We start from the raw sequence: 11,636 nt of genomic DNA on the forward strand, positions 1-11,636 counted from the left end.
CCACGCGCCCGCCCTCGGCCGAGAGGGCGAGCCGGCCCGCCTTGAGGGCCAGGGCCTTCTCGCCGAACAGGCGCCGGCGCCAGCCGTGCAGCACCGCCAGGTCCGCGTCGTCCTGGTCGGCCAGGGCCTCGAGGTCGTCCACGGTGGCGATGATCTTCGGGGCCACCCGCTCCTGCTCGCAGACCGCCTTGAGCAGGACCTTCAGGAGCTCCACGAGGGCGCCGTTGCCGCTCCCGCGGGCCCGGCCCCGCTCGGGCACCGGCACGGTGGCGGGATCGCGGGCGAGGCCGCGCTCCACCGCCGCCAGGATGTCGGCCCCCGTCCGCGAGCGCTCGAAGCCGGTCGGGATCGTGCGCAGGCGCCCCAGCGCCTCGACGCTGCGGGGGGCGGCCGTCGCGATGTCGAGGACGGCCTCGTCCTTCAGGATGCGGCCGCGGGGCACGTTGCGGGTCTGCGCCTCGCGCTCGCGCCAGGCCGCGACCTCCATTAGCACCGCGATCTCGCGCGCCTTGCGCATGCGGCTGCTCAGGCGGCGCCAGGCCTGGTCGGGATCGGCCCGGTAGGTGTCGGGCGAGGTGAGGACCGCCATCTCCTCGTCGAGCCAGAGGCCGCGGTCGGTGGCGAGGAGCTCGCGCGCCAGCACCTCGTAGACCTTGATCAGGTGGGTGACGTCCGACAGCGCGTAGCTGAGCTGGGCGTCCGAGAGCGGCCGGCGCGACCAGTCTGTGAAGCGCGAGGACTTGTCGATCTTGGCCTTGGCGACGTCGTTCACGAGCTGCTCGTAGGACACCGAGTCGCCGTAGCCGCAGACCATCGCGGCGACCTGGGTGTCGAAGAACGGCTGGGGCAGCAATCCCCCGAGGAGCCAGATGATCTCCAGATCCTGCCGGGCCGAGTGGAACACCTTGAGCACGCCCTCGTCGCCCATGAGGGCGAAGAACGGCGCGAGATCCATGCCGGGCGCGAGCGGATCGACCAGCGCAGTACTGCCGTCTGGCGCCGCGATCTGGATCAGGCACAGCTTCGGATAGTAGGTCGTCTCGCGCATGAACTCCGTGTCGACGGTCACGAAGGGTTGCGTGGCGAAGTGCGCGCAGAGGGCGGCGAGCTCTTCCGTCGAAGAAATCAGTTCCATGACAGCCGGCTATAGCGGAGGCCGCCGCGCAGCGCGAGACGCCGCGGGCGCAACCCACGAGGATTTGGCGGCGTGATGAACGGAAATCACGCCGCCCGCGGGGCGCGCCCGCGCGGGCCGCCGGCCGGCCCGCGGGCGGCAGCGCGCGGGAGGCTCCCGGGCGGGAAGCTCCCGGGCGGGAGGCCGCCGGGCGGGACCGCGTGCGCCGCCGCCTTGCGCAGGGCGGCCGCCCGGGCGCGCCGCGTCGCCTCCGCGCGCCGGATCAGCCAGTCGAGGATGTTGCGCTCGACCCGCTCGCCGCTGTCGCGGTCGGTCAGGCGGTGGATGCGGTCGGCCCGGAACGCCCGGTAGCCGTCGCGGTCGTGGTCGGTGCCGCCGACGAGCACCCGTCCGGGGCCGATCTTGAGCTCGTGCGCCTGGAGCCGCCGCACGCTCCAGGCCCCGGCCCGGTCCTCGTAGACGAGCTCCAGCCGGCCCTCGAGCGGCAGCACCCGCCAGGCGCCCTCCTGCCGCTCAACGAGCGGTTCGTGCCGCTCGACGAGCGGTTCGTGCCGCCCGGCCGGCGCGTCGCGCCGCCCGACCGGCGGTTCGTGACCCCCGCCAGGGGGGTTCGCCAGCGTCTCGGCCGGAGCCTCGAGCGGACCGGAAAAGCCTTGATAATCCATGAGGCTAATATGGATGTTCGGTGTTCGTTCTTCAAGGCGGGAACGCCGCCCGCGGCCGCTCGGTTCCGGGCCCCGCCGCGGCGCCCGCCCGGGTCCCGTGCTTGACTTCAGGGGCCTTGCGTGAATGGGTGCCGCAGCCTTTGTCGCGGGGCCGGTCGGGGGCAGGCGCCCGCGGGCGGGCCCGTGTCTCGTCCCGGGGCGCCGCGCGGCGCATCCGCCGCGGGACCCCGCCCGAAGAGACCGCCAAGAACGCGAAGCCATGCACCGTTATCGTACCCACACCTGCGGGGCGCTCCGCCCGTCCGACGTCGACGCGACCGTCCGGCTCTCCGGCTGGTGCCACCGCGTCCGCGACCACGGCGGCGTGCTGTTCATCGACCTGCGCGACCATTACGGCCTGACCCAGTGCGTGGTGGACGCCGATACCCCCGCCTTCAAGGCCGCCGAGGCGGTGCGCTCCGAGTGGGTGATCCGCATCGACGGGCAGGTGCGCCGGCGCCCCGCCGGGACGGAGAACCCCGAGCTGCCGACGGGCGCGGTCGAGCTCTCGATCACCGACCTCGAGGTGCTCGGCGCCGCAGCCGAATTGCCGATGCCGGTCTTCGGCGACCACGACTACCCGGAGGAGACGCGGCTCAAGTACCGGTTCCTCGACCTGCGCCGCGAGAAGCTGCACGCCAACATCATGCGGCGCGGCGCCATCATCGATTCCCTGCGCCGCCGGATGCGCGAGGGCGGGTTCTTCGAGTTCCAGACCCCGATCCTGACCGCCTCCTCGCCGGAGGGCGCCCGCGACTTCCTGGTGCCGTCGCGCCTGCATCCCGGCAAGTTCTACGCGCTGCCGCAGGCGCCCCAGCAGTTCAAGCAGCTCACGATGATCGCGGGCTTCGACCGCTACTTCCAGATCGCGCCCTGCTTCCGCGACGAGGACGCCCGGGCCGACCGCTCGCCGGGCGAGTTCTACCAGCTCGACATCGAGATGAGCTTCGTCACCCAGGAGGACGTGTTCCAGGCGGTGGAGCCGGTGCTGCGGGGCGTGTTCGCGGAATTCGCCGACGGCAGGCGCGTCTCCGAGCGCTTCACGCGCATCCCCTACGCCGAGGCGATGCTGCGCTACGGCGTCGACAAGCCGGACCTGCGCAACCCCCTCGTCATCGCCGACGTGACGGACGCGTTCGCCCGCGAGGGCGTGACCTTCAACGCCTTCAAGACCCTCATCGGGGCGGGCGGCGTGGTCCGGGCGGTGCCGGCGCCGGGGGCGGGCGCGCAGCCGCGCTCGTTCTTCGACAAGCTCAACGACTGGGCCCGGGGCGAGGGCGCGCCGGGCCTCGGCTACATCGTGTTCGAGGAGGAGGGCGGGGCGCTCACCGGCCGCGGCCCGATCGCGAAGTTCGTGCCCCCGGAGGTCCAGGCGGCGATCGCCGCCGCGGCCGGGGTCGGCGCCGGCGACGCGGTGTTCTTCGCGGCCGGCCCCGAGGCCAAGGCGGCGGCCCTCGCCGGCAAGGCCCGCATCCGCATCGGCGACGACCTGAACCTATCCGACAAGGATCAGTACGCCTTCTGCTGGATCACCGACTTCCCGATGTACGAGTGGAACGAGGACGAGAAGCGGATCGACTTCTCCCACAACCCGTTCTCGATGCCGAACTTCGACCACGAGGCGTTCCTGGACCTCGATCCCGCCGACCACGACACGATCCTGGGCATCAAGGCGTTCCAGTACGACATCGTCTGCAACGGCATCGAGCTGTCCTCGGGCGCGATCCGCAACCACCGCCCCGCCGTGATGGAGAAGGCCTTCGGCCTGGCCGGCTACCCCCGGGAGGCGCTCGAGGAGAAGTTCGGCGGCATGCTCAACGCCCTGCGCATGGGCGCGCCGCCGCACGGCGGCATCGCGCCGGGCGTCGACCGCATCGTGATGCTGCTCTGCAACGAGCCGAACATCCGCGAGGTCGTGCTCTTCCCGATGAACCAGCGCGCCGAGGACCTGATGATGGGCGCGCCCTCGGACGTGACGCCGAAGCAGCTGCGCGAGCTGCACATCCGGCTCAACCTGCCGCAGAAGCCCGCCTGAGGCCGGCGGGCGCCTGTGGCGAGCCTCGTCGCGGTCGTCGTCGCCCACGACAGCGCCGGCGTCCTGCCGGCCTGCCTCGCGGCGCTCGCCCGCGAGCACATCCCGGCCCTGGTCGTCGACAACGCCAGCCGGGACGGCTCGGCGGCCCTGGCCGCGTCCCTCGGCGCCGAGGTGCTGCGCCTTCCCCGCAACGAGGGCTACGGGCGGGCGAACAATGCCGGCGTGCGGGCGGCCGTCCGCGCCCGCTCCGTGCTGATCGTCAATCCCGACGTGGTGCTCCAGCCCGGCGCCGCCGACGCCCTCCTGAGCGCGGCCGGCGCCTACCCGGATGCCGGGCTTCTCGCTCCCCGCATCGTCGAGCCGGACGGGCGCTACTTCTACCAGCCCCGCTCGCTCCTCGCCCCCTACCTCGTCAACCCGGGCGGCCGGCGCGCGCCGCCCGAGGGGGATGCCTGCGCGCCCTTCCTGTCGGGGGCCTGCCTGATGATCGGCCGCGACCTCTTCCTCTCCCTCGGCGGTTTCGACCCCAACATCTTCCTGTTCTACGAGGACGACGACCTCTGCCGCCGGGTGGCGGATCGCGGCCGGGCCCTCGTCCACGTCCACGGCGCGGTGGCGCTGCACGGCCGCGGCGCCTCGAGCGCGCCCGAGCCCGGCCGCGTCCGCCGCGCCCGCTGGCACCAGGCCTGGTCGCGGGCCTACGTGGCGCGCAAGTACGGGCTGCCGGACCCCGCGCCCGCCACCCTGGCCCGGAACGGCGCCAAGGCGCTCCTGGCCCTGGCGGCCTTCCGGCGCGCCGGCCTCGAGCGCTACGGCGGCGCGGCGGGCGGCGCCTGGGCGGCCCTGCGCGGGCGGAGCGCGCTCGCCCGCGAGGGGATCGAGGTGCCGTGAGGCCCGCCCCCACGGCCGCGGCCGCCCTGCGCGAGCCCCACAACGCCTTCGGGGCCGCGCGCCTCGCCCTCGCCCTCGCAGTCGTGGTCTCGCACGCCTTCAGCGTCGCCAGCGGCCGGATCGCCGACGAGCCCCTGGCGGCGCTCACCGGCTACACCCTGGGCGAGCACGCCGTGAACGGCTTCTTCGCCCTCTCGGGCTTCCTCGTCACCGTCAGCCTCGCCCGGCGCGGGCCCCGCGCCTACGCGATCGCCCGGGCCCTGCGCATCCTGCCGGGGCTCGTCGCCGCGACGCTCGTCGTGGCGCTCGGCCTCGGCAGCGCGCTCACGCGGGAGCCGCTCGCCTCCTACTGGGCCGATCCCGCCCTCTGGCGCTTCATCGAGGGCACGCTCACCACCTTCAAGAGCAACGCCGCCCTGCCGGGGGTCTTCGCCGACAACCCGTTCCGCTTCCCCATGGGGACGGTCTGGACGCTCAAGTACGAGGTGCTGTGCTACCTCGGCCTGCTGGCCGCTTGCCTCGTCGGGGCCCTGCGGCAGCGCTGGACCGCCCCCGTGCTGGTGGCCGGGCTCGCCCTGGCGCTGGCCGCCGCGGGCCTCCGGGAGGGCGGAGTGCCCAAGGGCCTCGAGACCGCCCTGCGCCTGCCGCTCCTCTTCGGCGCGGGGGCCGCACTCGCCCTCTGGGGCGAGCGGGTGCGGCTGTGGTGGCGGCTCGCGCTCGGCCTCCTCGCCGCGGCGGCGCTCGCGCACGGCACGGTTCTGTACCCTCCGGCCCTGTTCCTGGCCGAGGCCTACGGCATCCTCTGCGTCGGCCTCGCGCTCCCGCTGCGCCACAAGGCCCTCGACCCGCGGGCGGACCTCTCGTACGGCACCTACCTGTACGGCTGGCCGATCCAGCAGGGCCTGCACGCCCTCTGGCCCTCCGCGGGGGCCTGGGCGCTGCTCGCCCCCGCGCTCGCCCTGACGCTCGCGGCGGCGGCCCTGTCCTGGGTCCTCGTCGAGCGCCCGGCGCTGAGGGCGAAGGCGCTGCTCCTCGGGCCCGGCGCGGCGCCGGCCGGCGCCGCGCCGGGCCCGAGGAGCAGCGCCTTCGCCCTCAGCGCCGGGCGCTCGACGAGGACCCAGGACAGGGCCGCCGCCGCGAGCGTCAGGGCGAGCGCGGGGGCGAGCAGCGCCCAGGCCCCCGCGGAGGGCCAGAGGGCGTGCAGGCCCTGCTGGATCGGCCAGCCGTACAGGTAGGTGCCGTACGAGAGGTCCGCCCGCGGGTCGAGGGCCTTGTGGCGCAGCGGGAGCGCGAGGCCGACGCAGAGGATGCCGTAGGCCTCGGCCAGGAACAGGGCCGGAGGGTACAGAACCGTGCCGTGCGCGAGCGCCGCCGCGGCGAGGAGGCCGAGCGCGAGCCGCCACCACAGCCGCACCCGCTCGCCCCAGAGGGCGAGTGCGGCCCCCGCGCCGAAGAGGAGCGGCAGGCGCAGGGCGGTCTCGAGGCCCTTGGGCACTCCGCCCTCCCGGAGGCCCGCGGCGGCCAGCGCCAGGGCGAGCCCGGCCACCAGCACGGGGGCGGTCCAGCGCTGCCGCAGGGCCCCGACGAGGCAAGCGGCCAGCAGGCCGAGGTAGCACAGCACCTCGTACTTGAGCGTCCAGACCGTCCCCATGGGGAAGCGGAACGGGTTGTCGGCGAAGACCCCCGGCAGGGCGGCGTTGCTCTTGAAGGTGGTGAGCGTGCCCTCGATGAAGCGCCAGAGGGCGGGATCGGCCCAGTAGGAGGCGAGCGGCTCCCGCGTGAGCGCGCTGCCGAGGCCGAGCGCCACGACGAGCGTCGCGGCGACGAGCCCCGGCAGGATGCGCAGGGCCCGGGCGATCGCGTAGGCGCGGGGCCCGCGCCGGGCGAGGCTGACGGTGACGAGGAAGCCCGAGAGGGCGAAGAAGCCGTTCACGGCGTGCTCGCCCAGGGTGTAGCCGGTGAGCGCCGCCAGGGGCTCGTCGGCGATCCGGCCGCTGGCGACGCTGAAGGCGTGCGAGACCACGACTGCGAGGGCGAGGGCGAGGCGCGCGGCCCCGAAGGCGTTGTGGGGCTCGCGCAGGGCGGCCGCGGCCGTGGGGGCGGGCCTCACGGCACCTCGATCCCCTCGCGGGCGAGCGCGCTCCGCCCGCGCAGGGCCGCCCAGGCGCCGCCCGCCGCGCCGCCGTAGCGCTCGAGGCCGGCGCGCCGGAAGGCCGCCAGGGCCAGGAGCGCCTTGGCGCCGTTCCGGGCCAGGGTGGCGGGCGCGGGGTCCGGCAGCCCGTACTTGCGCGCCACGTAGGCCCGCGACCAGGCCTGGTGCCAGCGGGCGCGGCGGACGCGGCCGGGCTCGGGCGCGCTCGAGGCGCCGCGGCCGTGCAGCGCCACCGCGCCGTGGACGTGGACGAGGGCCCGGCCGCGATCCGCCACCCGGCGGCAGAGGTCGTCGTCCTCGTAGAACAGGAAGATGTTGGGGTCGAAACCGCCGAGGGAGAGGAAGAGGTCGCGGCCGATCATCAGGCAGGCCCCCGACAGGAAGGGCGCGCAGGCATCCCCCTCGGGCGGCGCGCGCCGGCCGCCCGGGTTGACGAGGTAGGGGGCGAGGAGCGAGCGGGGCTGGTAGAAGTAGCGCCCGTCCGGCTCGACGATGCGGGGAGCGAGAAGCCCGGCATCCGGGTAGGCGCCGGCCGCGCTCAGGAGGGCGTCGGCGGCGCCGGGCTGGAGCACCACGTCGGGATTGACGATCAGCACGGAGCGGGCGCGGACGGCCGCCCGCACGCCGGCATTGTTCGCCCGCCCGTAGCCCTCGTTGCGGGGAAGGCGCAGCACCTCGGCGCCGAGGGACGCGGCCAGGGCCGCCGAGCCGTCCCGGCTGGCGTTGTCGACGACCAGGGCCGGGATGTGCTCGCGGGCGAGCGCCGCGAGGCAGGCCGGCAGGACGCCGGCGCTGTCGTGGGCGACGACGACCGCGACGAGGCTCGCCACAGGCGCCCGCCGGCCTCAGGCGGGCTTCTGCGGCAGGTTGAGCCGGATGTGCAGCTCGCGCAGCTGCTTCGGCGTCACGTCCGAGGGCGCGCCCATCATCAGGTCCTCGGCGCGCTGGTTCATCGGGAAGAGCACGACCTCGCGGATGTTCGGCTCGTTGCAGAGCAGCATCACGATGCGGTCGACGCCCGGCGCGATGCCGCCGTGCGGCGGCGCGCCCATGCGCAGGGCGTTGAGCATGCCGCCGAACTTCTCCTCGAGCGCCTCCCGGGGGTAGCCGGCCAGGCCGAAGGCCTTCTCCATCACGGCGGGGCGGTGGTTGCGGATCGCGCCCGAGGACAGCTCGATGCCGTTGCAGACGATGTCGTACTGGAACGCCTTGATGCCCAGGATCGTGTCGTGGTCGGCGGGATCGAGGTCCAGGAACGCCTCGTGGTCGAAGTTCGGCATCGAGAACGGGTTGTGGGAGAAGTCGATCCGCTTCTCGTCCTCGTTCCACTCGTACATCGGGAAGTCGGTGATCCAGCAGAAGGCGTACTGATCCTTGTCGGATAGGTTCAGGTCGTCGCCGATGCGGATGCGGGCCTTGCCGGCGAGGGCCGCCGCCTTGGCCTCGGGGCCGGCCGCGAAGAACACCGCGTCGCCGGCGCCGACCCCGGCCGCGGCGGCGATCGCCGCCTGGACCTCCGGGGGCACGAACTTCGCGATCGGGCCGCGGCCGGTGAGCGCCCCGCCCTCCTCCTCGAACACGATGTAGCCGAGGCCCGGCGCGCCCTCGCCCCGGGCCCAGTCGTTGAGCTTGTCGAAGAACGAGCGCGGCTGCGCGCCCGCCCCCGGCGCCGGCACCGCCCGGACCACGCCGCCCGCCCCGATGAGGGTCTTGAAGGCGTTGAAGGTCACGCCCTCGCGGGCGAACGCGTCCGTCACGTCGGCGATGACGAGGGGGTTGCGCAGGTCCGGCTTGTCGACGCCGTAGCGCAGCATCGCCTCGGCGTAGGGGATGCGCGTGAAGCGCTCGGAGACGCGCCTGCCGTCGGCGAATTCCGCGAACACGCCCCGCAGCACCGGCTCCACCGCCTGGAACACGTCCTCCTGGGTGACGAAGCTCATCTCGATGTCGAGCTGGTAGAACTCGCCCGGCGAGCGGTCGGCCCGGGCGTCCTCGTCGCGGAAGCAGGGCGCGATCTGGAAGTAGCGGTCGAAGCCCGCGATCATCGTGAGCTGCTTGAACTGCTGGGGCGCCTGCGGCAGCGCGTAGAACTTGCCGGGATGCAGGCGCGACGGCACCAGGAAGTCGCGGGCGCCCTCCGGCGAGGAGGCGGTCAGGATCGGGGTCTGGAACTCGAAGAACCCGCCCTCGCGCATCCGGCGGCGCAGGGAATCGATGATGGCGCCGCGCCGCATGATGTTGGCGTGCAGCTTCTCGCGGCGCAGGTCGAGGAACCGGTACTTGAGCCGCGTCTCCTCCGGGTAGTCGTGGTCGCCGAAGACCGGCATCGGCAATTCGGCTGCGGCGCCGAGCACCTCGAGGTCGGTGATCGAGAGCTCGACCGCGCCCGTCGGCAGCTCGGGGTTCTCCGTCCCGGCGGGGCGCCGGCGCACCTGCCCGTCGATGCGGATCACCCACTCGGAGCGCACCGCCTCGGCGGCCTTGAAGGCGGGGGTATCGGCGTCCACCACGCACTGGGTCAGGCCGTAATGGTCGCGCAGGTCGATGAACAGCACGCCGCCGTGGTCGCGGACGCGGTGGCACCAGCCGGAGAGCCGGACGGTCGCGTCGACGTCGGACGGGCGGAGCGCCCCGCAGGTGTGGGTACGATAACGGTGCATGGCTTCGCGTTCTTGGCGGTCTCTTCGGGCGGGGTCCCGCGGCGGATGCGCCGCGCGGCGCCCCGGGACGAGACACGGGCCCGCCCGCGGGCGCCTGCCCCCGACCGGCCCCGCGACAAAGGCTGCGGCACCCATTCACGCAAGGCCCCTGAAGTCAAGCACGGGACCCGGGCGGGCGCCGCGGCGGGGCCCGGAACCGAGCGGCCGCGGGCGGCGTTCCCGCCTTGAAGAACGAACACCGAACATCCATATTAGCCTCATGGATTATCAAGGCTTTTCCGGTCCGCTCGAGGCTCCGGCCGAGACGCTGGCGAACCCCCCTGGCGGGGGTCACGAACCGCCGGTCGGGCGGCGCGACGCGCCGGCCGGGCGGCACGAACCGCTCGTCGAGCGGCACGAACCGCTCGTTGAGCGGCAGGAGGGCGCCTGGCGGGTGCTGCCGCTCGAGGGCCGGCTGGAGCTCGTCTACGAGGACCGGGCCGGGGCCTGGAGCGTGCGGCGGCTCCAGGCGCACGAGCTCAAGATCGGCCCCGGACGGGTGCTCGTCGGCGGCACCGACCACGACCGCGACGGCTACCGGGCGTTCCGGGCCGACCGCATCCACCGCCTGACCGACCGCGACAGCGGCGAGCGGGTCGAGCGCAACATCCTCGACTGGCTGATCCGGCGCGCGGAGGCGACGCGGCGCGCCCGGGCGGCCGCCCTGCGCAAGGCGGCGGCGCACGCGGTCCCGCCCGGCGGCCTCCCGCCCGGGAGCTTCCCGCCCGGGAGCCTCCCGCGCGCTGCCGCCCGCGGGCCGGCCGGCGGCCCGCGCGGGCGCGCCCCGCGGGCGGCGTGATTTCCGTTCATCACGCCGCCAAATCCTCGTGGGTTGCGCCCGCGGCGTCTCGCGCTGCGCGGCGGCCTCCGCTATAGCCGGCTGTCATGGAACTGATTTCTTCGACGGAAGAGCTCGCCGCCCTCTGCGCGCACTTCGCCACGCAACCCTTCGTGACCGTCGACACGGAGTTCATGCGCGAGACGACCTACTATCCGAAGCTGTGCCTGATCCAGATCGCGGCGCCAGACGGCAGTACTGCGCTGGTCGATCCGCTCGCGCCCGGCATGGATCTCGCGCCGTTCTTCGCCCTCATGGGCGACGAGGGCGTGCTCAAGGTGTTCCACTCGGCCCGGCAGGATCTGGAGATCATCTGGCTCCTCGGGGGATTGCTGCCCCAGCCGTTCTTCGACACCCAGGTCGCCGCGATGGTCTGCGGCTACGGCGACTCGGTGTCCTACGAGCAGCTCGTGAACGACGTCGCCAAGGCCAAGATCGACAAGTCCTCGCGCTTCACAGACTGGTCGCGCCGGCCGCTCTCGGACGCCCAGCTCAGCTACGCGCTGTCGGACGTCACCCACCTGATCAAGGTCTACGAGGTGCTGGCGCGCGAGCTCCTCGCCACCGACCGCGGCCTCTGGCTCGACGAGGAGATGGCGGTCCTCACCTCGCCCGACACCTACCGGGCCGATCCCGACCAGGCCTGGCGCCGCCTGAGCAGCCGCATGCGCAAGGCGCGCGAGATCGCGGTGCTAATGGAGGTCGCGGCCTGGCGCGAGCGCGAGGCGCAGACCCGCAACGTGCCCCGCGGCCGCATCCTGAAGGACGAGGCCGTCCTCGACATCGCGACGGCCGCCCCCCGCAGCGTCGAGGCGCTGGGGCGCCTGCGCACGATCCCGACCGGCTTCGAGCGCTCGCGGACGGGGGCCGACATCCTGGCGGCGGTGGAGCGCGGCCTCGCCCGCGATCCCGCCACCGTGCCGGTGCCCGAGCGGGGCCGGGCCCGCGGGAGCGGCAACGGCGCCCTCGTGGAGCTCCTGAAGGTCCTGCTCAAGGCGGTCTGCGAGCAGGAGCGGGTGGCCCCGAAGATCATCGCCACCGTGGACGACCTCGAGGCCCTGGCCGACCAGGACGACGCGGACCTGGCGGTGCTGCACGGCTGGCGCCGGCGCCTGTTCGGCGAGAAGGCCCTGGCCCTCAAGGCGGGCCGGCTCGCCCTCTCGGCCGAGGGCGGGCGCGTGG

9 protein-coding genes and 1 pseudogene are annotated in these 11,636 nt (G+C 74.1%); 5 read left to right on the forward strand and 5 right to left on the reverse strand.

What is annotated here, in order from left to right:
- The coding region (gene rnd / locus DT057_RS31610; protein ID WP_128566016.1) for a ribonuclease D at nucleotides 1-1,135 on the reverse strand (1,135 nt) is incomplete at its 3' end.
- A gap of 86 nt (nucleotides 1,136-1,221) precedes the next feature.
- Complete coding sequence (locus tag DT057_RS31615; RefSeq protein ID WP_407068099.1) at nucleotides 1,222-1,626, reverse strand: WYL domain-containing protein; 405 nt, start codon at nucleotides 1,624-1,626, stop codon at nucleotides 1,222-1,224.
- A gap of 433 nt (nucleotides 1,627-2,059) precedes the next feature.
- On the opposite strand from DT057_RS31615, the gene aspS (DT057_RS31620) reads away from it, so the two are divergent.
- The 3 genes and pseudogenes from aspS (DT057_RS31620) to DT057_RS31630 form a co-directional block, all read left to right on the forward strand.
- Nucleotides 2,060-3,874 (forward strand): aspartate--tRNA ligase, encoded by a 1,815-nt coding sequence (gene aspS, locus DT057_RS31620; protein ID WP_128566017.1) that lies wholly within the window; start codon nucleotides 2,060-2,062, stop codon nucleotides 3,872-3,874.
- Nucleotides 3,875-3,889: 15 nt separating this feature from the next.
- Nucleotides 3,890-4,765, forward strand: a complete 876-nt coding sequence (locus DT057_RS31625; RefSeq protein ID WP_128566018.1) for a glycosyltransferase family 2 protein — start codon at nucleotides 3,890-3,892, stop codon at nucleotides 4,763-4,765.
- An 83-nt stretch (nucleotides 4,766-4,848) separates the two neighbouring features.
- Nucleotides 4,849-5,700 (forward strand): annotated as a pseudogene (locus tag DT057_RS31630) (acyltransferase family protein); the annotation flags it as partial.
- Here DT057_RS31630 and DT057_RS31635 read toward each other — a convergent pair.
- From DT057_RS31635 to aspS (DT057_RS31645), 3 genes are read right to left on the reverse strand one after another with little or no spacing between them, the layout of a single operon-like run.
- Complete coding sequence (locus tag DT057_RS31635) at nucleotides 5,637-6,875, reverse strand: acyltransferase family protein (protein WP_420870343.1); 1,239 nt, start codon at nucleotides 6,873-6,875, stop codon at nucleotides 5,637-5,639. The pseudogene DT057_RS31630 and the gene DT057_RS31635 overlap by 64 nt on opposite strands.
- The gene (locus DT057_RS31640) at nucleotides 6,872-7,747 is read right to left on the reverse strand and encodes a glycosyltransferase family 2 protein (RefSeq protein WP_128566018.1); all 876 of its coding nucleotides are present in this window, start codon (nucleotides 7,745-7,747) and stop codon (nucleotides 6,872-6,874) included. Before DT057_RS31640 ends, DT057_RS31635 begins: the two co-directional genes overlap by 4 nt.
- Nucleotides 7,748-7,762: 15 nt before the next feature.
- Nucleotides 7,763-9,577 carry an aspartate--tRNA ligase gene (aspS, locus tag DT057_RS31645; RefSeq protein ID WP_128566017.1) on the reverse strand — a complete coding sequence of 605 codons (1,815 nt, stop codon included), beginning with the start codon at nucleotides 9,575-9,577 and terminating at the stop codon, nucleotides 7,763-7,765.
- Between the two features lie 433 nt (nucleotides 9,578-10,010).
- Here aspS (DT057_RS31645) and DT057_RS31650 point away from each other — a divergent pair, with 433 nt between their 5' ends.
- Nucleotides 10,011-10,415, forward strand: a complete 405-nt coding sequence (locus DT057_RS31650; RefSeq protein ID WP_407068099.1) for a WYL domain-containing protein — start codon at nucleotides 10,011-10,013, stop codon at nucleotides 10,413-10,415.
- Nucleotides 10,416-10,501: 86 nt separating this feature from the next.
- Nucleotides 10,502-11,636, forward strand: a 1,135-nt coding sequence (rnd, locus tag DT057_RS31655; RefSeq protein WP_128566016.1) for a ribonuclease D, incomplete at its 3' end; no start/stop codon positions are given.

Source organism: Methylobacterium crusticola (assembly GCF_003574465.1).
GTDB lineage: Bacteria > Pseudomonadota > Alphaproteobacteria > Rhizobiales > Beijerinckiaceae > Methylobacterium > Methylobacterium crusticola.